A 25,947-nucleotide genomic window follows, 5' to 3' on the forward strand; every position below is an offset into this window, starting at 1 on the left:
ATTAAGTAGAAATATGGCCGCCTTCTGCAGTTGCTATTGGCGGACGTTGTTTACCATAGTTTGTAGTCCGTTCAAAGGCACGACCGATTTGGAGTACGTCATAGTCAGCTCGATGGGGACCGACAATTTGCAGTCCTAGTGGTCGTCCATCTTCTGTGAACCCACTCGGCACGGATAAAGCAGGATTCCCAAGTGCCGAGATATAGTAACAAGAACGCATCCAATCAATATAATTCTCCATTTTCACTTCATTGATTTCGGCTGGATATTCTAAGTTGATATCAAATGGGGTCACCTGGCTGACTGGTAACACTAGTGCATCATATTTTTCGAAAAAGGTACGCATTCGGTGATACAGCAGGCTGCGTAACCGTTCTGCTCTTCCGAGATCTGAACCTCGTAAGCTTCTGCCGATGTTGAAATTCCATTTAAAACTTGGTTTCATGACATCTTCGTATTGCTCAAATAGTTCGCTGTAGGACATTTCAATTTCCCAGGCACGGAAAACATGGAATACTTCTTCAGCTTCCGTTAAATCTGGACAAGCTTCTTCGACATGACACCCTAGCTCGGTGAAGTAATTCATTTGTGCTTCCACGTTTCGTTTCACATCCGACTCTACTGGCAATGCTCCTCCAAAATCAGCAGACCAGGCAATACGAAGTCCGGTCAGATTTTCTGAGAAGGGTTGGAGGAATTTTTCTCCGGATTCTTCAATGGAAATAGGTGATCGGTTGTCCGGTCCTGCCATGATAGACAACATAAGGGAAGCGTCTTCTACATTTCTTGCTATCGGTCCTTGTGTAACTAGTGGGGAATAGAGCGCCGGTTTCGGGTAGGGGATTCTTCCTGGTGAGGTTCTCATACCGACAACGTTATTGAAGGCAGTAGGGAAGCGACAAGATCCGCCCATATCACTTCCATCAGCAAATGGCAGCATACCGGTTGTGACGGCAACAGCTGCACCACCACTGCTTCCGCCCGCTGTGTAAGCCGGACTGTAAGGGTTACGAGTGACACCAAATACCTCATTAAAGGTATGGGCGCCTGCACCGAATTCCGGTACATTTGTTTTTCCGATGATGATAGCTCCCGCTTTTTTGAGTCGTTCCACATGTAAATCATCTTCTGTGGAAATATTGTCACGTAAGGCAAGTGAACCACTTGTCATTGGAAAACCCTTGGCCTGATGCGTATCTTTGATTGCGACTGGCAGACCATGTAAGGGGCCTGGCATTTCACCACCAGCAAGCAGCTTGTCTGCCTGATCAGCTTCTTTTAGTGCATGCTCTTTATCAAGTGAAACAATTGCGTTGACTTCAGTGTTTACTTTATCAATTTGTACTAAATGTGCTTCCATTACTTCACGAGCAGAAACATCTCTATCCTTAATGGCTTTTGCGAGATGGCGAGCAGTAGAAAGGCAATCCACATTCCCCATAATATAGCAACTCCTTACCTGGAAAAATTTTCAAGCTAGTATTCTGCCATTCTTTGGTTGGTATGCCCCTTGTCGTAAAAGCTAGAATACTTTGAGATTCTACGCTGAAAGGGGTAATAAACCTATTCATCCAGAGACTAAGATTCCTATGTAAAAAATATAAATAAACATTCAGAAAATGATTATGAGTAGTTAATAAATCACTCCTTTTTGGATTACCTTCAAATTTATAGTAATTAGAATACATTATTAGCCAGCTAGATATCAAATTATTTTAAAGATTTAGATAATTTGACCCAATAGAGAACTACAGTGGTTTTATTGTCGATATACCAAAGGTTTTGTCGTATAGAGAACTAACAATTACTTAGCATCATAGGCTTACAATCTACAAGTTTCCAGCCCTATGTAAGATTATCTGTCAAAAATAGTATGTACCATCTATGGTTTTGCAAGACAGGTAATTTTGGTTGTTAAAAAATCGAATATAAAAAAGGACCATCATTGAAAAGGTCCTTTTTTACTGTATTTCTTTAGCTGGCGAATATTGCTCATCAATCGTATCCATCTGTTTCAATACTTCATCTCTTCCATGATAAATATGTTCATGCATGGCGACTCGGGCGCGTTCCATATCCTGTTCTTCGATCGCTTTTAATAGTGTTTTGTGAGCTTCCAGCGAATGCCGAAGCTGCTCTTCATTGAACCAGTAAAAGGACCGGAAAATCAGTGGAACCACGACCACTTTCGTTATGTGGGAATAAATATGCGGGTTCTGTGAGGCGTGGATGACGGCGTTATGGAACTGATGATTGATATCCAGGATATCCTCGATTGTCGTCTCGCCTGTTTGGATATAGTTGTCGATTGCATTGTCATAGGATTCGTTGGCCAGGCGCATATTTTCAAGATCGGCTTCGGTCCGGTGGATGGCTGCCTGGGCAGCGGCGTAGCCTTCCAGCAGTGTCCGCAGGTCATAGATTTGCTGGATGTCCTTTTTCGTAAAATGGCGGACGCGGACGCCTCGTTTCATGGAAACGGTAAGCCCTTCTGATTCTAATTGTTTCAGCGCCTCCCGGATTGGTGTCCGGCTCGTCTCTAGTTTATTTGCTAAAAATTCCTCTGTCAGCCGCATTTTGGGCGGGAATTCTCCGTGCAAGATGGAGCGTTTGATCGATTCATAGACAGTCATGCATACAACCTCCCCTTACATTCATTGTATACAAACAGAGTGACTTCATCAAACGAATCTAGGTAATTGTATACAAAGTAGGTATTATAAGCTTATTTTTTCACTAATTTCATAGACTGGGTTGAAAGTTTGTATACAAACTGTTAGGATAAAACACAACATTCTGAAAATTAATCCAATTTTGAAAGCGTTTAATCCGAAGGGAGCAAAAGACTAGCAGCTATAAAAAGACAAAGAGGTGTGTGGCATGATGCAAAGCTTAGAAGGTGTCAAAGTATTGGAGATGGGAAGCTTGATTGCCGGACCGTTCGCAGGCAGGCTGATGGCTGAAAACGGGGCCGATGTCATCAAGGTGGAACCTCCGAAAAAAGGTGATCCGCTCCGTGATTGGAGACATGTGTACGAAGGGACTTCGCTATGGTGGAGACTCCAGTCGAGAAACAAGAAGTCGATCACTGTTGATTTAAAAAGTGAGGAAGGGCAGAAAATCATCAAGTCCTTGATCAAGGAATGCGATATCCTAATTGAAAATTTTCGTCCTGGAACGCTGGAAAAATGGAACCTGGGCTATGAGGAACTGTCTGCGATCAATCCCGGACTAATTATGGTGAGAGTTTCCGGATACGGTCAGACGGGACCGTATCGTGACAAGCCAGGATTTGGCAGTGTCGGCGAATCAATGGGAGGCCTTCGCCATCTGACCGGCTACCCGGATCAGGCGCCGACGCGTGTTGGTGTCAGCCTTGGTGACTCGGTTGCTGCCATGTATGCCGTGATTGGTGCTATGATGGCGATTTATCACCGGGACGTGAATGGTACAGGAAAAGGGCAGGTCATTGACGTGGCGTTATACGAAGCTGTATTTAGTCTGCTGGAAGGTGCACTTCCTGAATTTGATAAGGTAGGCGCTGTCCGGGAGCGTACCGGAACTTCCTTGCCGGGCATCGCTCCATCGAATACATACGAGTGCAGCGATGGTAAGTATGTTGTCATCGGTGGTAATGGCGATGCGATTTTCAAGCGGCTGATGGATGTGGTTGGACGTCCGGAGCTCGGTGAGGATGAACGTTATCAGAGTAATAGCGGGCGAGCAGCTGATGCTAACTTTCTCGATGAAGTGATTGAAGCGTGGACAAAAACGGTCGATTTTGAAACCGCTTTAGAGAAACTGGATGAAGCACGAGTGCCTGCCGGGCCGATTTACAGCATCGAAGATATCGTCAAAGACCCGCATTACTTGAGCAGGGAAATGATCCAGAATTTCCAGTTGAATGAAGAGGAGTCGCTGAAAGTTCCTGGGGTGGTTCCGAAGATGAGTGAAACTCCAGGGGAGACGAAATGGCTCGGTCCAGAACTTGGACAGCATACCGACGAAGTGATGAAGGACTGGCTTACGTATGATGAGGAAAAAATTGCAGCCTTAAAAGCGCAAGGAATCATTTAGAAAGGGGGAGGGAACTTGACACGGATTTATATTCAGGAAGTGGCAACAAGGGACGGTTTCCAAATGGAAGATCGTTTCGTACCGACAGATGACAAAATTGCATTGCTTGATCAGTTGAGTGATTCCGGCATAGACAAAATTGAAGTCACCTCGTTCGTTTCACCGAAAGCCATTCCGAACCTGAGGGATGCGGAGGAAGTGATGAATGGGATCAAGCGTAAGGAGGATGTCATTTACACGACATTGATTCCCAACGTCCGGGGAGCGGAGCGGGCAGCAGCGTGTCAGGCGGATGAAGTCAACCTCGTCGCTTCTGTCAGTGAAACGCACAACAGGAAAAACGTAAGGCGGACGGTCGATCGGTCGTTTGCCAGTTTTAAAGAGATTGCCGACTACTTATCCGGAACAGGAATCGCTATTAATGGCACGCTTGCCACAACGTTTGGCTGCCCATTTGAAGGAGCGATCGATGAGAACCGTGTCCTGGAACTGGCGGAAGCGTACCTTGAATTAGGAGCAGTTGGGATCACCCTTGCCGATACGACAGGGATGGCCACGCCGAATCAGGTACATGGCTTATGTGAAAAAGTGCGGGACCGCTGGCCGGATCTCCCGGTAACCCTTCATTTCCATAATACACGTGGAATGGGGCTTGCGAACGTCATCGAAGGGATTCGCGCAGGTGTGAGCCGGTATGATGCTTCGCTTGGAGGTCTGGGCGGCTGCCCATTTGCTCCCGGGGCAACTGGGAATATTTGCACGGAGGATCTTGTCCATATGCTTGCCTTTATGGGCTACGACGTGAATGCGGATTTGGATAAATTGATTAACTTATCCAAACATCTGGAAACATTAGTAGGCCACGAAGTTCCGGGACAGGTTATCAAGGCAGGCAAAATCTCGGACTTGCATGAGCAGCCAGCATTTTCTAAGTAAGAAGAAAAATTTTTTTACTCTTTTAAATCTGAAAATTTTGAAATAAAAGGAGGCAACACATGTGGGGAGCGAAAAGAGAGAGCCGATTAAAAACCCGAGGATTTGGATCATACTAGGGATCTTGCTTGCGATGATTACCCCGTGGTATTTCCCGGCGAGCTTTGGTGAAATACTCGTGTATGGCGTACCACTCTGGGCTGTGATCATTGTTTTGTCGTCGTTATTATTGTCTGCTTATCTGTCGTATGTGCTTAAATACCATTGGATGTTAGAAGAAGACGAGGAAGAAGCCGAACAGAAAGGAGCGAAATAAGGTATGGATTTAGCATTCTCAGGTTGGTCCGGTATTTTGATTTTGGCCATGTATGGATTGATCATGCTTGGTGTCGGGGTAGTCACTTATTTGCGCAATCGCCATATCCACCAAAGCCTTGATGAGTATTACCTTGGAGGCAGGGGACTTGGTGTCATGGTCCTGTTTTTTACTTTTTTTGCGACACAGTACAGCGGGAATACCGTTGTCGGTTATCCGCCGTCCGCTTATCGGATGGGGTATGAATACTTAGTTTCTGTACCATTTTTTATTACCATTATTATGGCATACTTATTGTTCGCTCCACGGTTATATCGACTGGGCAAAAAATATCGTCTTGTAACGCCTGCCCAGTGGTTTGAAAAACGATACAAGTCAAAGGCCGTCACGATTCTTGCGTCGCTATTGATGCTTTACGGACTTGGAAATTATCTGCTGGAGCAGCTCGTTGCGATTGGGCAAGGGGTGTCCGGTCTGACCGGCGGTACGATTCCTTATCAGGTAGGCGTCGTCTTTTTCGTCATCATTATGGTCATATACGGCTGGCTTGGTGGAATGCGCTCGGTCGCCTATACAGATACGATGCAAGGAATCGCGCTGTTATTCGGTGTGTTCATGCTATTGATCGGTTCAATCGTCTATTTTGGCGGCTTGCCGACATCAGCGGATTACATGCAAGCCTACTCTCCGGAAAAGCTAGGTGTCCCAGATGGTCCTGGAGTCATGAACTGGTTCAGCTTACTTGTAATGATCGGGATCGGTGCGGCTGTCTATCCCCATGCGATCCAGCGGATTTTTGCTGCGAAAAGTGAACGGACTCTGAAACGCTCATTCAGCAGAATGGCCTGGATGCCGTTCTTGACGGCAGGTGTTGTATTCATCATCGGTATTATCGGGATTAACGCTTACCCTGGTTTGACCGAGGGTGAATCCGAGCAGCTGGTCGGGATGATGGCCAGTGCCGTCGCAAGTCAGAACGTCATTTTCTATTGGGCAATGGTTCTTTTGTTTGGCGGTGTCATTGCAGCCATTGTGTCGACTGCTGATTCCGTATTGCTCACTTTTTCTTCGATTATCTCAAATGATTTGTATGGCAGCTATATCAACCCGGATGCCTCCGAGAAGAAGAAGCTATTAGTAGGGAAAATGGTAGGGCTGGTCGCTGTAGGAATTTTAATTTTGGTAGCCTGGTTCCCGCCTGGCACGTTGTATCAAATTTTCGTTCTGAAATTTGAATTGCTCGTGCAAATCGCACCGGGGCTGATCATCGGGTTGTACTGGAACCGTCTTCATACGAAAGCGGTATTTGCCGGTATGCTTGTCGGTACGATCATCGCTTCTTCCATGACGTTGTTCGGCCTATCCTACTTTGGTATCGCAAATGGCCTCTGGGGTCTTTTGGTCAACATAGGAATCTGTGTAGTTGGCAGTCTGGTTATGACCGTGTCGGTCGTAGAGGAAAAAGAAGCGAAGCAAGTCATTGGCATGTAGGGGCAAATAGGTTTAGTCTCTATTTATAGCAGTTTGATAGAAAAGAGATGAAATACTATGGAAAAACCTGCAACAGCGCTCACACAAGCGAACAAGTTCGAGCCGTGGCGAATGCTGCTATGGCTATTGATGGCACAGATCATGGTCGCGTTCATCGGCCGCAGTCTCGGACCGCTTGGTGTATTGATTGAAGAGGATTTATCACTAACAAAAGCACAAGTCGGACTGCTGCCGTCTGCCCTTTTTCTCGGGCAGGCGGTTGCCTCTATTCCGACCGGTTTCTTGGCGGACCGCTTCGGTTCCCGCCCATTACTGATGGTAATGTCGGTGACTTTGGGTGTCAGCTTTTTGCTGATGACCCTTCAGCATAATTATGTGCTGGTCTTATTGTTGATTGTTATTGGCGGAATCGGCTATGGCGGGATGCACCCGACGACCAATCGCGGGATTGTTTATTGGCATGTGCAAAAACAGCGCGGGACCGCGATGGGTATCAAGCAGATGGGGATTACGTTCGGTTCTGCGTTGGCTGCAATTTTACTTTTGCCGCTTGCCGAGACGTACGGATGGAGAATCGTTGTCTTGTTTGCCTGTATCGGGCTGATTCTGACAGGAGTGATTGCTTACTTTTTATACCGGGACCCCGAGCAGGAGAAAGATTATAAGCGGGCGAAAGCGGCGCCGGGCAGTACGTTCCAGGCGATTGCTGCAATGGCGAAAAATAAAGCATTGCTGTTGATCAGTCTGTGTGCGATGGGAATCAATGGGTCGCAAATGGCGTTGAATACATATCTTGTTCTGTTTACCTATGAACAGCTCGGCATCAACCTTGTGTTAGCCGGACTCTTGCTGGTTGTTTCCGAGGTTGGCGGCTCGTTTGGACGGATCGGATGGGGAGTGATCAGTGACCGTGTCTTTGGCGGGGAGCGGCTGAAAGTGATGGCGATTATTGTGACAATTACACTGGTCGCCAGTGCGGTCGTTGCCTTTTTACCTACGGGAACGCCATATGGCCTGCTCGTTCCACTGTTTTTTGTATTTGGTTTTGCGGTCTCCGGATTTAATGGCATCTGGATGAACCTCGCCTCAGAGCTGGTACCGAAAGAGCAGGCCGGCTTATCGAGCGGCTTCAGCATTACACTCGGCTCGATGGGGGTCATTTTTCTGCCGCCATTGTTCGGACTCGTCGTTGACAAGACGCAAGGGTACATGTTCGGGTGGCTGCTGATTTCATTCTTGATGATTGTCGTCATGTTTTTATTAACGTTATTGAATAAGTTGAAAAAAGAGCAGGAAAGGAGCTTGGGGTAATGAAGTTCAATCCATCGGAACTAGAAACGAACCTAGTATATAAACTACTGTCGGGGTCGGTCGTACCGCGTCCGATCGCCTGGGTGTCGACGATTTCAAACGACGGCATCCTGAACCTGGCCCCTTACAGCTTTTTTACCGTCGCTTCGAGAAATCCGCCAATGCTCTGCATCTCGGTTGGTCCGGGAGTAGGTGAGCGCGTGGGAACGGTCAAAGATACGTTGACCAACATTCGTGATAACGGAGAATTCGTGATCAACATAGCGACGACACCGTTAGGAAATGCACTGCAAAAAACGGCGGAGCATGTGCCAGCTGAGATCGATGAGTTTGCTGAAGCAGGACTGACTGCGGTTGCCAGTGATCTCGTGAAGCCGATGCGCGTGAAGGAAGCCCCGATTCAAATGGAGTGCCGGCTCGAGCAAATCATCCCGCTCGGCAGTGATTATCTAGTGATTGGCGAGATGGTGATGTACCACATTAAGGATGAATTTTATCAGGAAGCCTATAAAGTGGACTTGGAACAGCTGCGTCCCCTCGGCCGGCTTGCCAATCAGTTCAGCGAAAATAAGGACTTTTTTACACTGCCGAAAGAGGACTTGAAGTAGACTTGTAGAAGGAAATTTGTATTCGCATGAACCAAGTGATTTTGTTTCTTCGCTAAATGACATGGATATTTCAAAGTCTAGGATGGGATAAAGACCGCTAGACAGCGGAACGCGTACTGTGGCGGTTATGAAAAGGGGTGTAAAGACCGCTAGACAGCGGAACGCGTGCTGTGGTGGTTATGAAAAGGGGTGTAAAGACCGCTAGACAGTGGGATGCGTGCTGTGGTGGTTATGAAAAGGGGTGTAAAGACCGTTAGGCAGCGAAATGCGTGCTGGGCCGGACATGAAAAGGGGTGTAAAGACCGTTAGGCAGCGAAATGCGTGCTGGGCCGGACATGAAAAGGGTGTAAAGACCGCTAGACAGCGAAATGCGTGCTGGGCCGGACATGAGAAGAGGTGTAAAGACCGCTAGACAGCGGAACGCGTGCTGGGGTGGTCATAAGAAGAAGGATAAAGACCGTTAGACAGCGGAGTGCGTACGGGAGCGGTCATGATAAGTAAAAGATACGAACTTAGGAAGTACATAAATGGATTTTTTTGAAATGTATAGAGGAGTAGCGGAATGGTTGTAGAAAGTAATACACTATCTATCCCAATAAGGAGTGGAAAAATGATTAATCAACTCGGTCAAGTGATGGTGTATGTCAATGATCAGGATAAGGCAGTCAGTTTCTGGACGGAGAAGCTTGGGTTTATTGTTATTGCAGATGAAAGTAATGGCGACATGAGGTGGATTGAGGTCGCACCCCCAGAAGGAGCGGGGACAAGTCTTGTTCTTCACGATAAACAGTTGATTGCAAAAATGGATCCTGACATGAATCTCGGGACACCGTCCTTAATGTTTTACTCGGATAACCTCAATCAGTTACATAAGGACTTATCTAGTAAAAATATTACGGTCGGGGAAATTGTTGAGATGCCTTCGGGAAGAGTGTTTAATTTTGCCGACGAGGAAGAGAATTATTTTGCTGTGATGGAAAAGTGAATGAAATGGAGAGGTAAGAGTCTGGCTGGCATTGGTACTAGTTACCATGATGCTGGTCAGACTCTTTTTTATTGAAAATAAATGGTTGCCCACACCATTCCTCCTATCATGAAGGTGGTTAACAGCGTTGCCTTACCAATCCATAACAGCCGGTGGTTATCATCCGCTCGCCGATGAAGCAGGGCGATATAATCGGCGATGATCCAAGTCGTCAATGAAAAAAAGATGATTCCTAAAACAGGAAAGGACTCTTGTACATGAAGCTCAACAAAAGCATACATAGCAAGAATTCCAAATGAAAAGTTTCCGAGTATGGTATAGATTAGTAACTTTTTATCCACTGGTGCTCTCCCCCACCGATCATCATAGATTAATAATGTATGTGATGTAACATAACAATAGTATAATTATGGCAAAAAATACCTGCTACGACAATGGTGAATGGGAAAATGTTGAAACGATTTTGCGAGTGGTTCGTAGAATGTATAACAGTAGAAACGGTTGGGAGATGATTTGGTGATGTGGGGACGGTGGGAAGAAAAGAAGAAAAAGACAAGGAGAGCAAAGAAGAACAAAGGTGAGTATACGTTTTGGGATGGCTTCTTCGATCTTTTATTCTGGGTGCCTGAACTGTTGATTTTGCCGATCCGTCTGATTTTTTTCCTTTTCCGTAGAGTTGGAAAGCTGTTTAAGGATGCGTTTGATTTTATTCCGTAATGGTAGTGGTTAATAAAGAAGCAGTTTTTACACATCCATTCATAGTTGGGAGGAAAATGGAATGGTTTGGATAGCTTTAGGTATTGCTGCGGCGGGTTTTTTTATTGGGGAGGGACTGAAGAATTTCAAGGCACCTGATGGCAAAAGTCTCCTGGACGCGTTTCAAGAAGAGGATCGTGCTCATGAACTGATTCCTGAGAAAGACGTACATAACTTTATGGGAATATCCAAGAAGGATGCTAATGTTTTAAGACAAGAACATCCCGATATCCCGCACCTATCGATTAATGGCAATGTTTACTTTCCAAAAAAAAAGCTGCGGGAATGGCTGTTGAACTTAGGAAAATAAAGTTGTTTTTAGATTGGAAAAGGTATTTTCAAGGTGAGTGCCGTAAGTAGGAGTTAGTGAGATCACTGCAAGGAGGAATAGCGTTGGCACTAAAAGCAGGCGATATGATCACCTTCGAACGGACCTTTACAAAAGAAGACGTGGAGTTATTTACGAGAATTTCCGGGGATGAGGGCGTGCATCACTTAACCCCGGACGAGCAGGGGAGGCTTGTCGTGCAAGGGTTACTTACGGCCACCCTTCCGACGAAAATCGGTGGAGATCATAATGTACTCGCCAGGACGATGAACTTCGAGTTTATGAGGCCGGTGTTCACAGGGGACACCATTGTTTGTGAAGCTACCATTGACAGCTATGAAAAGACAGAGAAAAATCGAACAGCGATTGTGGCTTCTTTTTCTTGTACCAATCAAAAGGATAAAGAAGTGCTGAAAGGGAATTTCGCCGGAGTTATTCTATAAAAGAGTAGCCTGCCCCGAAAGTTGGGAACAGGCGCTTTTTGTTGTTATCGATCCCGCGATTGCAGCAAAAATAGAAATGCAATCAGGGATGCCGGGATGTTGTCCCTTTTTTTCCATTCTACTAAATAGCCAGGCATGCGTTCGAAGCGATCGACCGCTTCAGTAGGGATGGCTCCACGCTTGATGATCGTCCATGTGGTGCCGTTTTGATCCTTGATCGTGAAGTGACCGATAACTGCATCGCCCTCGGCACTCCAGCGCCACTGATCATGCTCGATGTATTGTGTGATTTGCTTCCCTTTATTTTTCGTGTCTTTCGTATAGGCAATGTAGTGCCCCTCTTTGTTCTGGACGTAACCGCGCCACGAGAACCCGCCTTTCTTTTCCACTTTATATAGGAGGCTTCCGTTTTTATCTTTTAAAATAAAGTTAGCCGAACGGACGGTATCAAACGAAAATATAGCGGTAATTCCCGTGAGAAATCTTTGTTTGAGGCTGACTTCTTCCTGGATTTCCCCATAAAGCTCGCCATCCATAGCAAATAAACCCGCCTGATAGGATTTCATCGGTTTTTGTCCAAGGTACATCCGGGCAGGGACGCGTTCGTACGTGGTCTTTGTGTCATCGGTTTCAAAATTGACTTCAGTCTGCTTGGCTTTTTTCCAGTCCAGATAGCCGGTCCGTAACAGCCCGAGACCGCTTATCGTGAAAATTGCGCTATACACGAGTGAAAGAAGTATGCCGCTTGGGTTCATGGTAATGAAACCGATAATGAAAACGAGTGCAATAATAGATAAAGCAGCGCCTGTGAACAGTTGGCGCCTTGCGTCTTGAAAAATAAGCTCTTTCACCTGAGTCATCCGATCTACCTCCTTACATAAGGTACGTTTAAAATTGGAAAAAGTTTCACTTTCTATTTCGGGAGGTGGCTCTTATTATTCGGACAGGAAAAGAGAGAAAGGGAGTGAAGTTGTACGAAAAGAGGTGGTATTCGGACAAGAAGAGGGGGCAAGACCGTCTTGTTTAAATAGAATAAAAGATTGTAAGCAACCCTGTTTGGTTTTCCAATGATCTATACCTGCTTCAAGGGAAGAAGGATTGAATTATGGGTAGACGTTGAGCTTTATTAACAACCTTGAAATAGCCCCAATGGCTAAAAAACCGCCAATATACATTAGGATGGTGTAAATAAAACTCCATTCCTGCGCATAAGAAAGGGTTCCTTGGAGAAGCGCTAACCCTTCTAACGTTACCATTCCTCCGATAAACAAGCTGTATACCAAAATAGGGTGCTTCCTTTTATAGACGAGAATATAGGTGAACCAGGCCCCGGCGATCGTGAATATACCCAGGTCTAAGAACAAGGAATCCAACAGCATAATGTTTGGCATATGATTTACTTCCCATAACCCTAGGTGTATGCCTGCCTGGTTTAAAACGACAGCAATTAATGCGGTAATGGGCGCTGTTGTGTAGAAAATCTTCGGTGCCTTTTTATATAAGTAGACGCCGGTTACCCATGGAAGGATAAAACCAGCAATTATTATAAATGCCACTGCCACCACCTCACGTTAGATTTCCTCGAATTACAATTTTTATACAGAAATATCCCCGATCAGATAAGGACAGTAGTGTGGGAAGAATTGAATTTTAGATGAAGTGTTTTTTGGAAAAAGTACTGCGGTGATTAAAGAAGTTTGAAATGACTTGAACTAACAATTTTTACAATTAATTGCAAGGTTGTAGAAGGGGTTAGCTTGGGCTGGATGATAATAGTTGTAATAGCTTATCTTCCGATTTTCTACAGAATACATAGACGTTTAAGGTTGCTTGAGAAAGAAGTGAAAAGGCAAAAAGGCGAACATGGTACTTTTAAAACGGCGTCAATTAGGTGAAAAAAGAGACCTGAGACAACCAATTAGAGAATGCGTTTCTCGGTATACTCAATCAAATAAACGGTTATAGGTTGTTAATTAAGAAGTAAATCGAGGCTAAGAAATAAAAAAACATGGATTTTTTAGTTGAAATCCATGCTTTAGCTTACATTACTTGTCTTCACGTAGTATGTAATTGTTTCCGTCTTGGTCCTTAAATGAGAACATGGTGCCATAAGGCATTCTTTTTATTTCATCTACTTCTACTCCGTTTTCTTTCATTTTCTCGTAGGCGGATTCTATGTCAGTTGTACTGAAAATAATAGTAGGATGGGCAACAGCAGAAGGATTTTGTTTTTCCATTGCTGCCTTCGAGTAAAGAACTACCGTAGTAAATTCTTCTTCACTTGGTCCCACTTCTATCCAAGACATGCCTGGTCCCATAGCTTGTTCAAATTTTAAGGTAAATCCAACTTTGTTTAGCCAGAAATCTTTGGCTTCTTCTTGATCTTTTACATAAACCGTTATTTTACCAATTTTGTTAATCATAAGAAAGCTCCTTTACTTAACTCACTTTATATTCGTATTTTACCTTTTCTTTTTTGAAATGCCAATATTTTATAATTTGGCTTTATGTTTCTATTGGTAACGAAAGGAGGGGCTCTCTTAGCAGGGTGGGGGTCAGGCACTGTTTTGTCTGAATTAATAAAAATGGATATTCTTCACAAAATAAGTTGTGGGTGAATAATAAAGCGGAAGGGGATTTACATGAATGTTGCACAATTGCTTGTGAAATGCCTGGAAAATGAAGGGGTTGAGTATATTTTCGGTGTGCCTGGTGAAGAGAATATCGATTTGATGGATGCCCTGGTTGATTCAGAAATTGAGTTTATAGTGACCCGTCATGAAACCAGCGCTGCTTTTATGGCAGGAACTTATGGAAGACTGACAGGGAAGCCTGGTGTTTGTTTAGCGACATTAGGGCCTGGGGCAACCAACTTGTTGACGGGGGTGGCAAATGCCAATATGGATCATTGCCCTCTGATCGCCATAACCGGACAAGCAGGGTTGAATCGCCAACATAAAATATCGCATCAGTATTACGATCTTGTTGATATTTTTGAACCGGTGACGAAATGGAATGCACAAATTAAAACAGGAGAAATTGTACCTGAAGTGGTCAGAAAAGCTTATCAACTGGCGATCCAGGAAAAGCCTGGAGCGACGCATATCGACCTTCCCGAAGATGTGGCCGGTATGGAAGTGGATGAATCGCCATTGCCAGTGACCGGACATACCTTATCGGTAGCGAAGGATGATGTCATTGAACAGGCCGCATCCCTCATTTCTAAGGCTGATCACCCGCTTATCCTGGCCGGAAATGGAGTGACCCGTGGTCAAGCAACGGAGGATTTACTAAAGTTTGTGACACAGACAAATATCCCTGTCGTTCATTCGTTTATGGGAAAAGGGGGGATTTCCTGGAAAAATGAATTAAGTTTGCTGACGGCTGGAATCAGCGGGAAAGATTATATTACATGTGGCTTCCAGCAAGCGGATTTAGTTATAACGATCGGGATGGATATGGCAGAAACACCTCCGGAAAACTGGAATCCGGAAGCCGCGACCCCTGTCCTGCATATCGACACCGAAGAAGCGGAAATTGACTCCCATTACCCTGTCGCTTTGAATGTGGTCGGAGATATCGGAGAGAGTCTGAGAAAGCTTCTGAACGTTATACCAGAACAGGATAGCGATGATAACTGGTTTAGTCCGATCAGGAAGTCAGCCCTTGAGGAACTGGAGAGTTTTAAGGAGGATGATCATTTCCCTGTTAAACCGCAAAAAATAATCTATGATCTCCGTGACGTCCTTAAAGATGAGGATATTGCAATTTCCGATGTCGGGGCGCACAAAATGTGGATGGCCAGAATGTACCACACCGTTCATCCAAACACTTGCCTCATCTCTAATGGTCTCGCCTCGATGGGAGTAGCTGTACCGGGAGCGATTGCTGCAAAGCTCGTTCATCCGGATAGAAATGTGGTTGCAGTTTGTGGCGATGGAAGCTTCCAGATGACGGGGGCAGAGTTGGAAACAGCGGTCAGGCTGAACCTTCCCATTATCATTTTGCTATGGAGAGACGATGGTTACGGGCTAATCGAATGGCATCAGCTGAAAAAGTTCGAGCGACCGTCGCACATCAGTTTTGGAAATCCGGACTTTGTCAAACTTGCTGAGTCTTATGGATTTGAAGCGATGAGAATCGAAAAAACGGCTGAATTGAAGCCTGGATTGGAAAAAGCAATCAGCCTTAACAAACCAGTGCTGATCGACTGTCAGGTAGACTATAGAGAAAATATGAAGTTGACGGAAATGCTGCGGGACATTAATTGTGAAGGAGGTGTGTGAATGTGAAAATTAGTTCCATTATCAATGGTAAGGAGCTCAATGAAGCGAACCGGGAAACGATGACAGTCCGTAATCCATATAATCAGGAAGAGGTTGCTGAGGTCGTATTAGCAAATGTAGAGGATTTGAATCAGGCGATTGATCAAGGTTTCGCTACCTTTCATGAGCAAATGAAAAAAATGCCTGCCTACGAGCGGTCGAATATTCTCCGGAAAACAGCAGATTTACTCGAGGAACGAAAAGCATCCTTTGCCGAAACAATTACAAAAGAAGCAGGGAAGCCGTTCAAACATAGCCTCGGTGAAGTGGAGCGTTCTATCCAGGTACTCAGGTTCGCCTCTGAACACGCGAAGCATATTAGCAGTGAAGTGATACCGATGGATGCGGCCATTGGCGGGGAAAACCGGTTAGGGTTTACAAAGCGCGAACCACTCGGTGTCGTGGCTGCCATTACTCCCTTTAATTTCCCGTTAAATTTATCGCTTCATAAAATAGCTCCAGCGATCGCCGCTGGGAATACCATCATTTTCAAACCGGCAGAGAAGACACCAGTTTCCGCTTACAGTCTCGTTAAATTGTTTTTTGAAGCAGGTCTTCCCCCAGGAGCACTTCACTTAATCATGGGGCGTGGCGAAGTGGTAGGTGACCCGCTTGTCCAACATGATAAGATCCATAAAGTGACGTTTACGGGGAGCTTGCCTGTCGGGAGAGGCATTCTTGAAAAGGCAGGTTTTAAAAAGGTGACCCTGGAACTAGGTTCCAATTCTCCAAATATCCTATTTGACGATATTGACATCGGGCATGTGGCAGCTAATTTAGTCAAAGGTGCTTTTGTTTTCTCCGGCCAGGTATGTATTTCTGCTCAGCGTATTTATGTCCATCAATCGATATACGATTCGTTCTTAAAAGAATATATCAAACAGACGGAATTCCTGGCTATTGGGGATCCAATGGAAGAAACAACAGAGTTCGGACCAATGATCAATGAGGAAGAGGCAGAAAGAGCCAAAACGTGGATTGATGATGCTGTGAAAAAAGGAGCAAAGATTGAAACTGGCGGCGAACAAAAAGGATCATTTTTGGCCCCGACGATTATGACCAATGTAACCAATGATATGAAAGTAATCGCAGAAGAAGTGTTCGCTCCTATCGTATCCGTGATACCTTTTGAAACAGAAGACGAGGTTATAAGGATGTCGAATGACTCGATTTATGGCCTGCAGGCAGGAGTTTTCACAAATGATCTCAACAGGGCCCTTCGAGTTGCGGATCAATTGGAAATGGGCGGGGTCTGGATCAATGAAATATCGACTTATCGGCAGGATAACCATCCATATGGCGGAGTAAAGAAAAGTGGGATTGGGAAAGAAGGCGTCAAATATGCGGTGGAAGATATGACGGAAGTGAAGTTCGTTGGAATCAACTTAAATGAAAAAAACTGAGTGCTTTTTTATACTTTAACTTTGTTAAAAGATTAAAGGATAAGAAAATCTAAGGCTTTCGCCATAAGTACTTGGCAATAAGCCAAGTTTTTCTAATCGATGATTTTCTGTTTCTGTACAGAAAATCATCTTTTTTTGCCATCGTTTTTAGGCAAAAATAAAAAACTTCCCCCAGACTAAAGAGTTTAGGGAAAGTAATGTGTATGTTCCTCATTCTTTTGATGATAAATCGGAATCTTTAATCCACCCACGAGCATGCATGGCTTTTACCAGATGGTTAATCCCGACCATATAGGCCGCATCTCTCATGAAGCATTGCTTTTCTTCACGCATCTTGAAGACAGTATTAAATCCGAACAGCATTTTTTCCTCAAGCTTTTGGTTGATTTCTTCTTCTTTCCAATAGTAATTCATGGAGTTTTGTACCCATTCAAAGTAGGAGACAGTGACGCCACCGGCATTGCAAAGGATATCCGGGATCACGAAAATTCCTTTCTCTTCGAGGATTTTGTCTCCTTCCGGTGTGGTGGGTCCGTTAGCTGCCTCTGCTACCACTTTTGCCTGAATGGACGGGGCGTTATCTTTCGTGATTTGGTTTTCCACTGCGGCTGGTATGAGAATATCGACAGGAAGGCTGAACATTTTTTCATTGGTTATTGGTTCAGCATCTGTATAATCAGACGCATAATTCTTCTTGTCTTTAACAAACTCCAGCAAGTCAGGGATATTTAAACCTTCCTCGCGATAAATTCCACCTTTGGCATCAGTAACAGCAACAATTTTAACCCCTAATTCATGCAAAAATTTTGCTGTCATGCTTCCGACATTACCGAACCCCTGGATAGCTACGGTCGTTTTATCCAATTCCATATCCAGTACTTTGGCAGCCTCCTGGATGGTGAGGACGACTCCCCGGCCGGTAGCTTCCAACCTGCCCAATGAGCCCCCGATGATGATCGGTTTTCCTGTTAGCATTCCCGGGATATTGTAGCCGCGGAGCTGATCGAATTCATCAATCATCCAACCCATTACTTCAGGATTTGTGTTGACATCCGGAGCAGGAATATCCTTTTGTGGACCTATGATCGGTGTTATTTTCCGTATGTACGTACGGCTTAACGTTTCCAGTTCGCGCTCGGATAATTTCTCCAGGTCAACAATAACTCCACCTTTTCCTCCACCTAGAGGGAGATCGAGGATGGCAGCCTTTAAAGACATCCAAATGGACAAAGCCTTTACTTCGTCTATACTCACTAAAGGATGGAAGCGAATCCCTCCTTTGGTAGGACCTAAGATATCTATGTGCTGAGCACGATAACCTGTAAAGTTTTCCAGGGTTCCATCATCCATGCGCACCGGAATCGATACTTCAAGCATTCTTATTGGTTTCTTAAGCATATGATAAATGTTCTCATGAAGTCCCAGCCTGTTCACCGATTCCTTAAGTAAGGATTTGACGACAATGTACGGATTTACACCATGGGTAGTTATATCCGACTCTACTTTTTCACTTTCCAGTTTCCTCATACGTATACCCCCTAAAAAAGTTATCACCTCTTTTATAAAATCCCTTAATACTTAAGGTTTTATACATCGCTTAGGAGAAAGTGATATATCTTCTGCCAGGGGCAAGATTAATCATATATGATAGCTTTTCCTTGTTCACGTAACTTTCTTAAAGATGAAAGCATATGATTTATTTCTTCATCGGAATGTCTTTCCCATGACTTTAATTCGGATACTATTTTCAAAGGCGATTTAGACCTATAAGAACGCGTGGGATTTCCGGGGAATTTTTTGTCCGTTACGTTCGGATCATTTTCAAAATCACCTAATGGTTCTACAATATAAATTCTTTCTTCTGAATTAGATTTTGCTAATTCAGCACCCCATTTAGCGGCATCTAATGTTGCAGTAAAATAGATATAGTTTGATTTTTTGTCCTGGTAGTTTGAAAAGTGTTGGGGTTCCAATAGATCTCCAATAGTTAGTGCTGCCTTCGTACCATGAAAGAAAGGGCCTTTATCTAAGACATCTTTTTTGTCATTCATACGATACACCTCTTTTTTAAATTGTGTATAACAGTATAGGACAGGAATTATAGAAAGAGTAGTCTATAAATAACTTATAATTAGGAGTATAATGGAAGTAGAAAGTATGGATTTGACGAAAATACTACTAAATGTGAATGACCCCCACTCTATTATCACAGGGTGGGGGTCATATATTGTAAGAAGGATATGTTCAGTTATATTCCAGTTTCTTTTTTTGCCAGCAACCGGTAGCTCGACGAAAGTTTGATATAGAGGATGCAAAGACCAAATCCTATAACGTAAGTGATTCCAGTCCACAACATATTCCAGCCCGTGTGATAAACAACCTTGCCAGTAAGCAGAAAAATATATTCAATAAATGACACTACTAAAGTAAACAAAAGGACCAGATGAAACGGATGAATTCTCCTCTTTTTCAGCACATAAGCGAAAATGATCGCTATCATAGGAAAGTAACCAATGTTATAAGGGATTATTGATAAAGTAGGATTTAGATACACAGGGGTTACGGTCCAAAACAGAACCAGACCTAAATCGTTTATTAAAAAAGCGATGGTGGTACCCAAGGGAAAAAGCAGGATAACTAACCGAGGTTCTTTTGTAAAGAAGTAACTGCAGATAATCCAAGGGATAATTATACCGAACGTAATATTAAATAACATAAGGGATCACTTCTTTATATTTGATAATCAATAGCCTTTTCTGAAAAATCACTAGGGACCATACTTCCATTAATAACCTTCTGTTTGAATGGTTCCCCTTTATTCACTTCCAAAATTTTCTGGGCATAGGCCAGGAAATTGACTACTTCTTCTTTCGAGAGACAGCTGATATTGCAGGGGAAATTTTCTATGACTTCTACAGCGTCAATCAGTTGTTTCAGCAACACGCTTCCTTTGGCAGTGATTTCTACTTTTTTGAACCTTGGTTTCTCCTTATCAACCCCTATACGGATCAAGCCCCGTTCTTTTAGAGGTTTCAACAGTCTTGTAACAGTGGAACTATGCCAGCATCCTAACTCTCCTATCTCTGATGGCGAAAGGACATTCTGATTGGTTGCAAGTAAAAATAAAATATGCTGTTGAGCAGGAGTGATATTATATCTCCGGCCCAGGTCAGCCCACTGTTCTTCCATACAAAAGTACAATGCTCTAATCATTAGAAGTAAATTCTTTTTCAGCCAAAACTCCACTCTTTTTTCACCCTCACTTGTAAGTACAATTGTAGATACAACTGTAGTATTCGCTAGTTACCATTCTTTATACATGGCAATAGTAAGTGCCTGATCCCGACTCATAAATCCACTGCTGAGGTTGGGGGCAGGCACTTTTTTTACCTTAGTCATATTTTTAAGACCATAACACGATAGAATTAGGGTGCTAATGGTCTTAATAGAGTGGATAAAAAACCTTAGTAAAGAAATACGCTGTGGTAATGGTCTTTATAGTCAATATAAGAACCATTAGCAAACTTAAATTTGTGTGGGACGGTCTTTATAAGAATTATTTAACCCAGCTAAAGCAATCAACGGCATCGAATGTGTCTTTCTGCAGAAAGAGAAAATTAAAAGAACCACAAAAAGCGTGGTTCTTAATCTCTTATGGATCCTGCCTCACGGGATGTCATCGCACCTATCCCATGGCTTACATCCTGTTGAATTTCCTGCTTTACTTTGTTGGGGTTTGTCCCCGAGCGGCCTGAATTCAACGGAGATTTCGGATGCTCTTGTTTTCCTTGTTCCATGTTAGTTCCAGGCGTTGTCTGGTTCTTTTCCATAATCAATCACCTCCATATCCGTAGGTTTTACAATCACTCAGATAATAATCAGGTGGTCATTTCTAATTTAAAAAGGGATTTACTAACATTTTGTTTAAATACAAATAGGATGACTAGTTAAATTGGATGTAAGGGTGAGGAGAGGTAAAGATGGGCCAGACTTTATTAGATGATTTTAAGGAGTTTTTAGCAGAATATGTTGAAAATAGCTTTACTAAATAAAAATGTATTTAATAGTGATATTGGCATATGTTAAAAAATTCCTTAATTAGAATGTGGGAAAATAAAGAAGGTTGGATAGGGGCTGTTACGGTTTGGAGCGAAGGGATAAGGCTGTTGTTGTTGGCGGAGGGATTTCTGGCAAATTGGCAACACGTGTATTGGCTGATTTTTTTAAAGAGGTAATTATTCTTGAACGTGATGCAGAACCACAAGGTCCATTGCCGAGGAAAGGGGCACCTCAAGGCGAGCATATCCATGCCCTGCTTTTTGCCGGTGCGAATGGCCTCGAAGAACTGTTTCCTGGTATTACGGAGAATTTTAAGGCAAGCGGAGCCGTTAAAATTAATGCGACGAAGGACATTGCTTGGTTTCACCATGGGGTTTGGAAACTCCGCTATGATGGGGAATGCTCAACCATTCTCCAAACACGTCCGCATTTAGAGTGGCTTCTGGAGCAATACATGAAAAGGATCCCGAACGTGACAATCCAGTACAGCCAAAAGGTCGGTAATTTTCTATATAATGAAAAAGAAAATCGAATAACTGGAGTGGAAATAAGGGATGGCAGCGACCCGATCACTTTATATGCCGATTTGATTGTAGATGCCAGTGGTGTTAGTAGTCTTTTTTCAAGATGGCTAAGGAAACGAGGAGTACATATTCCAGAAGAGAAAGTTAACATTGACTTATGTTATTTTACAAAAACCCTTGAACTTCCTGACAACCCAGACAGGGACTGGGCAATAAAACTTGTCTATCCCAATCCACCTTCTGAAAAAATCGGTGGAGGTATTTCGAAGGTAGAGGGCAACCGTTATTTAGTTACCTTTATGGGATACCATAATGAAATTAATGAAAAGGAAGTACGGAAGAGTGATACTAACTTTATAGATATCGCGAGACAATTGCCGATACTGGATCTTTATCATGAACTGAAGAATGCTACTGCTTTATCAGGTACCTCCGTCTTCCGTGTCCCGAATATCACGTGGAGAAGGTTTGATAAGGTGAGCAAATTTCCAAATGGACTAATGACGATTGGGGATACCATTTGCAGGATTGATCCCTTTTTTGGACAAGGGATGAGTATCGCCGTCCTGGAAGCTTTAGCATTAAAAAAGCTGTTGGTTAATTGGGATAGATCGACTCAAAACCTAGTAGATTGCTTTCATCGTGAAGTTATGAAAATTATTACACCTATTTGGAACATGGTGCTAACCGAAGATTTCCGCTACCCGGAAACGGTGGGGAGGAAGCCGGCAGGTCTATCTATCCAGCAGTGGTATGCGAAAAATATTTTTCTTCTATCCTCTGAACATAAAGGAACCTACAACGCTTTTATACAGGTAATGCATCTTCTTCGCCCAACTTCTACCTTGATGCACCCGAGAATTATAAAAAATGTTTGGAAGCGGAAGTTTACCAAAAAGCGTTAATATTGCTTTTCATAAATTGCATGCGCTCACTCCGTTACCACTTTAGCAGGATGGGACAGACACGTTTCGGAAACGTGTCAAATTGGTTTCTTTTCTATTTATCTGTTACTTTATTGGTAGTAGGAGATATCTTATTGGAAATAAGTCTATCAATGGCTTTGTTTTATAGAAAAGGAGATACATATGCGCAAAATCGGTAAATCTTTTCTGATCTATTTTATTGGGATTTCCGTATTAACCTTAGGCATTACGCTCACTATACAATCCCGATTAGGCACTTCACCATTTGATGCATTACTCGTTGGTTTATATCGCACATTTGGATTAACCATTGGCAGTTGGGAAATTGTTGTTGGTTCGGCTATGGTATTGCTTAATGCAGCAGCTTTAAAAGCAAGACCAGAATTTTTAGCTATATTAACTTCCATTATTACAGGGATGGGGATTGATACATGGCTTTTCTTATTAGGAGAATGGTTAATACCTAATCATTTATTTGAACAAATTTTATTAGTTTTACTAGGCATTATTTTAGGCGGGATAGGGATTGCGATTTATTTAGAATCAAACTTTGCACCAAATCCTATGGACCGATCCATGGTTATTTTAACGGATAAAACAAGCTGGTCTTTTAGCAGGTCCCGGGCGGTCATCAGTATTGTTTTAGTAATGATTGCTTTCTTATTCAATGGTGCTATTGGTATTGGAACGTTGATTAATGCATTAATCACAGGCGTTATCATCCAGTGGGCTCGTCCATATGTCTTGGTTATTCTTTATAAACGTCCTGTACAAGTAGCGAGTAACAGTCAATAATCAAAGTAAAAGTACCTGAACACCACTTACTACTTTTTTATCAGGGTTAGAGTCAGGTGCCAGCCTTCGTTTTTCAATTACATGAATTATAATAAATCTTTTAGCAAAGGGTGATAGCAATGAATTCAAACGAGCAAAATGAACACATTCTCACCAACAAAGAAAGAGCAGTTTCTTTTTTGAAACTGGTTGCTTCAGGGAAGGTGAGGGAAGCGTTTAACAGTCATGTAAGTCATGATTTTTCTCATCATAATCCTATTTTTCCCGGTGATGCATCCTCACTTATGACAGCGATGGAGGAAAATGCCTCCAAGAGTCCTGAAAAAACTTTTGAAGTAAAGCGAGCTATCGAAGAGAACGACCTTGTTGTAGTTCACTCCCATGTCAAACAACAACCAGAAGACTTAGGAGCGGCAGTTGTTCATATCTTTCGTTTCCAGGATGATCAGATTTTAGAATTATGGGATTTAGGTCAACCGATACCAGAGGATTCCCCAAATAAGAATGGTATGTTTTAACGAATATTTTTAGGGTGGGGTAAGGCACTTTTTCTCAAAGCATATTTTTCTCATGGTTTTAACTTCTGCGGTTTATGGTATAATAAATAAAGAAGCGATATATATTAAAAAAGACCGCAGATGCTGTAACATCTACGGTCGGTAATAGAACGGTCCCTGCAAGGGGGATCGACAAAGGGCAGAAATAATCCACCGCGAGTCGTCAGCTCAAGGGTGGATTGTTTTTTTTGGTCAAAAGACAGTATGGCTATGATCAGTGTTGCGAAAGCCACTGCAAACATCAATGCTTCGTATACTGTCATCAGCACCACCCCCTTTCTGTTGGGGATGAATACCGACCACCCTTGAGTCACCTTTTCTATTACATAACGTCATTATAACATGGTTAACTCTGCCTGGAGAGGTATAATTATCATCTTTTATCATGCCTGATCCCCACTCTGTCACCAATTTGACAGGGAAGGGATCAGGCACTTTCACCTATAATGAGTTTTCTGATAAGAAACGACTTTATATATTAGCGAAAAAAGAATTGACAATCCTCGTCTATGTTGTTATCTTATAGAAAACAAATATTCATATTTGAAACCCTGTGAGGAGGGGACTAGATTTGAACCCACAACTGGCATATGAGGTCCGTAAGCCAACAAACATAGATCCAAATAGAAAGTATCCAGCCTTGTTTTTGATGCATGGAATCGGAAGTAATGAACAAGATATGCTTTCTTTAGTAGATGGCTTGGAAAATCATTTTATAATTTTTAGTATCAGAGGTCGTTTATCGCAGCCACCTGGTTATGCTTTTTTCACCATACAGGGGTATGGAAAACCACATAGGGAAGTATTTGACCAGGCCATCAATCAGGTTAATAACTTTATTGATTATGCAGTAGAACAGTATCAAGTGGACAGTAACTTCCTGTATTTACTTGGATTTAGTCAAGGGGCAATTGTATCCATGACGACAGGTCTTACTATGGGAAATCGTATTAAGGGGATTGTTGCTTTAAGTGGATATATACCGTGCTTTGTCAAGGAAGATTATGATATCCAATCTGTTGAGAATGTGTCATTATTTATCTCCCATGGTGAATTTGACAATATTCTTCCGTATGACTGGGGGATAGAAAGTTATAAGTATTTTGACAGCCTGGGTTCTCAAGTAACTTTTAAACCTTACCAGGAAGGACATAGGATCTCACCGATAAACAAACAGGATTTCACCGATTGGCTGCTGGAAAACCTGGCTGAAACTAAAGAAAAATAATAGTGAACATCATCATTTGTTGCACTGGGCCGATTGCCAGCAGGAGTGAACGATGAGTACACGTAAGTAAAAAGGATGAGATATTGATGACACAAACTAAAGTCAAATCAAGAATTCTTTCGATACTTGAAGATAAAATACAACTACTAGAAACAGATGAGGGTGCCATCTATTTAGTTGGGCCTATAATGCTTCCTGTTAATTTGTATGGGGAGACCGTTAACTTTCAATGGTATTGCTGGCTTAAATGTGAAGAGATAACAGACGATTTCGATCGAATAATTGAAAAGTTATCTTCTGATAATCTAGCTGAATTACAGCAATCCAGTGTTTTAACGTATGGTGATTTCAGCAATGGCGATGATGCCATTATTAGAATGCATTCCATCTGTCATACAGGAGATATCTTCGGAAGCAAAAGATGTGATTGTGGCTTCCAATTGAAACAATCCATGAAAAATATTGTGGAACACGGTACAGGGGCGTTATTTTATTTAGCCAATCACGAAGGAAGAGGAATTGGTTTATTCAGTAAAGCGATGGCTTACATTCTTCAGGAGAATGACTACGATACGGTTGAAGCAAATGAAGCGCTTGGCTTTGTTGATGACTCCAGAAATTATAGTGATGCGATTTCTGTTTTAAAAGCATTAAGAAGTAAACCAGTTACCCTGATGACCAATAATCCCAAAAAATTAGCGGCTTTAAAAAAAGCTGGTTTACCGGTATCAGGAAGAGAACCATTATGGGGAGATCGTTCTGAGTTTAACGAAAGATATCTGGAAACAAAAGTAAATCGGTCCGGTCATATTGGAGAAGAGAAGACAGCTGATATATGATCTTTATTCAACACCATTACTTGCTTGGCCGTTCCGAAATCCA

29 protein-coding genes are annotated in these 25,947 nt (G+C 43.0%); 18 read left to right on the plus strand and 11 right to left on the minus strand.

Going from position 1 to position 25,947, the window contains the following annotated elements; genetic code table 11:
- Nucleotide 1: 1 nt before the first annotated feature.
- Together FHS45_RS02355 and FHS45_RS02360 are read right to left on the minus strand one after the other, a co-directional pair.
- Entirely contained in the window at nucleotides 2-1,441 is a 1,440-nt protein-coding gene (locus FHS45_RS02355) for an amidase (RefSeq protein WP_062444975.1), read from the minus strand.
- Between the two features lie 520 nt (nucleotides 1,442-1,961).
- A complete protein-coding gene (locus FHS45_RS02360; protein ID WP_062444977.1) occupies nucleotides 1,962-2,633 on the minus strand; it encodes a GntR family transcriptional regulator in 672 nt (223 codons plus the stop codon).
- A 247-nt stretch (nucleotides 2,634-2,880) separates the two neighbouring features.
- On the opposite strand from FHS45_RS02360, the gene FHS45_RS02365 reads away from it, so the two are divergent.
- From FHS45_RS02365 to FHS45_RS02395, 7 genes are all read left to right on the plus strand, one after another.
- Nucleotides 2,881-4,077 carry a CaiB/BaiF CoA transferase family protein gene (locus tag FHS45_RS02365; RefSeq protein WP_062444978.1) on the plus strand — a complete coding sequence of 399 codons (1,197 nt, stop codon included), beginning with the start codon at nucleotides 2,881-2,883 and terminating at the stop codon, nucleotides 4,075-4,077.
- 15 nt (nucleotides 4,078-4,092) lie between these two features.
- Nucleotides 4,093-5,013 (plus strand): hydroxymethylglutaryl-CoA lyase, encoded by a 921-nt coding sequence (locus tag FHS45_RS02370; RefSeq protein WP_208416244.1) that lies wholly within the window; start codon nucleotides 4,093-4,095, stop codon nucleotides 5,011-5,013.
- Nucleotides 5,014-5,074: 61 nt separating this feature from the next.
- Nucleotides 5,075-5,326 (plus strand): hypothetical protein, encoded by a 252-nt coding sequence (locus FHS45_RS02375; protein WP_062444980.1) that lies wholly within the window; start codon nucleotides 5,075-5,077, stop codon nucleotides 5,324-5,326.
- Nucleotides 5,327-5,329: 3 nt separating this feature from the next.
- The gene (locus FHS45_RS02380; RefSeq protein ID WP_062444982.1) at nucleotides 5,330-6,817 is read left to right on the plus strand and encodes a sodium:solute symporter family protein; all 1,488 of its coding nucleotides are present in this window, start codon (nucleotides 5,330-5,332) and stop codon (nucleotides 6,815-6,817) included.
- Between the two features lie 57 nt (nucleotides 6,818-6,874).
- Nucleotides 6,875-8,128 carry an MFS transporter gene (locus FHS45_RS02385; protein WP_062444983.1) on the plus strand — a complete coding sequence of 418 codons (1,254 nt, stop codon included), beginning with the start codon at nucleotides 6,875-6,877 and terminating at the stop codon, nucleotides 8,126-8,128.
- Nucleotides 8,128-8,736 carry a flavin reductase family protein gene (locus FHS45_RS02390; RefSeq protein WP_062444984.1) on the plus strand — a complete coding sequence of 203 codons (609 nt, stop codon included), beginning with the start codon at nucleotides 8,128-8,130 and terminating at the stop codon, nucleotides 8,734-8,736. The genes FHS45_RS02385 and FHS45_RS02390 overlap by 1 nt, the downstream gene beginning before the upstream one ends.
- 610 nt (nucleotides 8,737-9,346) lie before the next feature.
- Complete coding sequence (locus FHS45_RS02395) at nucleotides 9,347-9,721, plus strand: VOC family protein (RefSeq protein WP_062447800.1); 375 nt, start codon at nucleotides 9,347-9,349, stop codon at nucleotides 9,719-9,721.
- 68 nt (nucleotides 9,722-9,789) lie between these two features.
- On the opposite strand, the gene FHS45_RS02400 is transcribed toward FHS45_RS02395, so the two are convergent.
- The gene (locus tag FHS45_RS02400) at nucleotides 9,790-10,062 is read right to left on the minus strand and encodes a hypothetical protein (RefSeq protein WP_062444987.1); all 273 of its coding nucleotides are present in this window, start codon (nucleotides 10,060-10,062) and stop codon (nucleotides 9,790-9,792) included.
- A gap of 178 nt (nucleotides 10,063-10,240) precedes the next feature.
- Between FHS45_RS02400 and FHS45_RS02405 the strand changes: the two genes are divergently transcribed.
- The 3 genes from FHS45_RS02405 to FHS45_RS02415 all read left to right on the plus strand — a co-directional run bounded on the left by FHS45_RS02405 (nucleotide 10,241) and on the right by FHS45_RS02415 (nucleotide 11,248).
- The gene (locus FHS45_RS02405; RefSeq protein ID WP_062444989.1) at nucleotides 10,241-10,438 is read left to right on the plus strand and encodes a hypothetical protein; all 198 of its coding nucleotides are present in this window, start codon (nucleotides 10,241-10,243) and stop codon (nucleotides 10,436-10,438) included.
- Between the two features lie 61 nt (nucleotides 10,439-10,499).
- Complete coding sequence (locus FHS45_RS02410; protein WP_062444990.1) at nucleotides 10,500-10,787, plus strand: hypothetical protein; 288 nt, start codon at nucleotides 10,500-10,502, stop codon at nucleotides 10,785-10,787.
- Between the two features lie 104 nt (nucleotides 10,788-10,891).
- The gene (locus tag FHS45_RS02415; RefSeq protein ID WP_371872010.1) at nucleotides 10,892-11,248 is read left to right on the plus strand and encodes a hotdog domain-containing protein; all 357 of its coding nucleotides are present in this window, start codon (nucleotides 10,892-10,894) and stop codon (nucleotides 11,246-11,248) included.
- Nucleotides 11,249-11,292: 44 nt separating this feature from the next.
- Here FHS45_RS02415 and FHS45_RS02420 read toward each other — a convergent pair whose 3' ends face one another.
- The 3 genes from FHS45_RS02420 to FHS45_RS02430 form a co-directional block, all read right to left on the minus strand.
- A complete protein-coding gene (locus FHS45_RS02420; RefSeq protein WP_062444995.1) occupies nucleotides 11,293-12,108 on the minus strand; it encodes a hypothetical protein in 816 nt (271 codons plus the stop codon).
- A 243-nt stretch (nucleotides 12,109-12,351) separates the two neighbouring features.
- Nucleotides 12,352-12,804, minus strand: coding sequence for a hypothetical protein (locus FHS45_RS02425; protein ID WP_062444997.1), 453 nt, complete (start codon nucleotides 12,802-12,804; stop codon nucleotides 12,352-12,354).
- Between the two features lie 489 nt (nucleotides 12,805-13,293).
- Entirely contained in the window at nucleotides 13,294-13,671 is a 378-nt protein-coding gene (locus FHS45_RS02430; RefSeq protein WP_062444999.1) for a VOC family protein, read from the minus strand.
- Nucleotides 13,672-13,890: 219 nt separating this feature from the next.
- Here FHS45_RS02430 and FHS45_RS02435 point away from each other — a divergent pair, with 219 nt between their 5' ends.
- Both FHS45_RS02435 and FHS45_RS02440 read left to right on the plus strand, forming a co-directional pair.
- On the plus strand, nucleotides 13,891-15,534 hold the full coding sequence (locus FHS45_RS02435) for an acetolactate synthase large subunit (RefSeq protein ID WP_062445001.1): 1,644 nt from the start codon (nucleotides 13,891-13,893) through the stop codon (nucleotides 15,532-15,534).
- A 2-nt stretch (nucleotides 15,535-15,536) separates the two neighbouring features.
- Nucleotides 15,537-16,976 (plus strand): aldehyde dehydrogenase family protein, encoded by a 1,440-nt coding sequence (locus FHS45_RS02440; protein ID WP_258953973.1) that lies wholly within the window; start codon nucleotides 15,537-15,539, stop codon nucleotides 16,974-16,976.
- 210 nt (nucleotides 16,977-17,186) lie between these two features.
- On the opposite strand, the gene FHS45_RS02445 is transcribed toward FHS45_RS02440, so the two are convergent.
- The 4 genes from FHS45_RS02445 to FHS45_RS02460 all read right to left on the minus strand — a co-directional run bounded on the left by FHS45_RS02445 (nucleotide 17,187) and on the right by FHS45_RS02460 (nucleotide 20,806).
- On the minus strand, nucleotides 17,187-18,503 hold the full coding sequence (locus tag FHS45_RS02445) for a Glu/Leu/Phe/Val family dehydrogenase (protein ID WP_062445003.1): 1,317 nt from the start codon (nucleotides 18,501-18,503) through the stop codon (nucleotides 17,187-17,189).
- A gap of 107 nt (nucleotides 18,504-18,610) precedes the next feature.
- Nucleotides 18,611-19,027 carry an NAD(+)--rifampin ADP-ribosyltransferase gene (gene arr, locus FHS45_RS02450; protein ID WP_062445004.1) on the minus strand — a complete coding sequence of 139 codons (417 nt, stop codon included), beginning with the start codon at nucleotides 19,025-19,027 and terminating at the stop codon, nucleotides 18,611-18,613.
- A 679-nt stretch (nucleotides 19,028-19,706) separates the two neighbouring features.
- Complete coding sequence (locus FHS45_RS02455; RefSeq protein WP_148350224.1) at nucleotides 19,707-20,189, minus strand: MarR family winged helix-turn-helix transcriptional regulator; 483 nt, start codon at nucleotides 20,187-20,189, stop codon at nucleotides 19,707-19,709.
- A 431-nt stretch (nucleotides 20,190-20,620) separates the two neighbouring features.
- The gene (locus tag FHS45_RS02460; protein WP_062445010.1) at nucleotides 20,621-20,806 is read right to left on the minus strand and encodes a hypothetical protein; all 186 of its coding nucleotides are present in this window, start codon (nucleotides 20,804-20,806) and stop codon (nucleotides 20,621-20,623) included.
- A 314-nt stretch (nucleotides 20,807-21,120) separates the two neighbouring features.
- On the opposite strand from FHS45_RS02460, the gene FHS45_RS02465 reads away from it, so the two are divergent.
- From FHS45_RS02465 to FHS45_RS02475, 3 genes are all read left to right on the plus strand, one after another.
- Nucleotides 21,121-22,464: an FAD-dependent oxidoreductase gene (locus FHS45_RS02465; protein WP_062445012.1), complete on the plus strand. Its 1,344-nt coding sequence runs from the start codon at nucleotides 21,121-21,123 to the stop codon at nucleotides 22,462-22,464.
- A gap of 183 nt (nucleotides 22,465-22,647) precedes the next feature.
- The gene (locus FHS45_RS02470; protein WP_062445014.1) at nucleotides 22,648-23,280 is read left to right on the plus strand and encodes a YczE/YyaS/YitT family protein; all 633 of its coding nucleotides are present in this window, start codon (nucleotides 22,648-22,650) and stop codon (nucleotides 23,278-23,280) included.
- Nucleotides 23,281-23,399: 119 nt separating this feature from the next.
- Nucleotides 23,400-23,798 (plus strand): nuclear transport factor 2 family protein, encoded by a 399-nt coding sequence (locus FHS45_RS02475; RefSeq protein WP_062445016.1) that lies wholly within the window; start codon nucleotides 23,400-23,402, stop codon nucleotides 23,796-23,798.
- Between the two features lie 104 nt (nucleotides 23,799-23,902).
- Here FHS45_RS02475 and FHS45_RS02480 read toward each other — a convergent pair whose 3' ends face one another.
- Nucleotides 23,903-24,100, minus strand: a complete 198-nt coding sequence (locus FHS45_RS02480; RefSeq protein ID WP_062445018.1) for a putative holin-like toxin — start codon at nucleotides 24,098-24,100, stop codon at nucleotides 23,903-23,905.
- A 122-nt stretch (nucleotides 24,101-24,222) separates the two neighbouring features.
- Between FHS45_RS02480 and FHS45_RS02485 the strand changes: the two genes are divergently transcribed.
- The 3 genes from FHS45_RS02485 to FHS45_RS02495 all read left to right on the plus strand — a co-directional run bounded on the left by FHS45_RS02485 (nucleotide 24,223) and on the right by FHS45_RS02495 (nucleotide 25,904).
- Nucleotides 24,223-24,363, plus strand: a complete 141-nt coding sequence (locus FHS45_RS02485; protein ID WP_166761347.1) for a hypothetical protein — start codon at nucleotides 24,223-24,225, stop codon at nucleotides 24,361-24,363.
- 45 nt (nucleotides 24,364-24,408) lie between these two features.
- Nucleotides 24,409-25,065, plus strand: a complete 657-nt coding sequence (locus FHS45_RS02490; RefSeq protein ID WP_062445020.1) for an alpha/beta hydrolase — start codon at nucleotides 24,409-24,411, stop codon at nucleotides 25,063-25,065.
- An 86-nt stretch (nucleotides 25,066-25,151) separates the two neighbouring features.
- Nucleotides 25,152-25,904: a GTP cyclohydrolase II gene (locus FHS45_RS02495; protein WP_062445022.1), complete on the plus strand. Its 753-nt coding sequence runs from the start codon at nucleotides 25,152-25,154 to the stop codon at nucleotides 25,902-25,904.
- Nucleotides 25,905-25,947 lie beyond the last annotated feature (43 nt).

It is taken from the genome of Thalassobacillus devorans (genome assembly GCF_011761345.1).
In the GTDB taxonomy this organism is placed as follows: Bacteria; Bacillota; Bacilli; order Bacillales; family Halobacillaceae; genus Thalassobacillus; species Thalassobacillus devorans.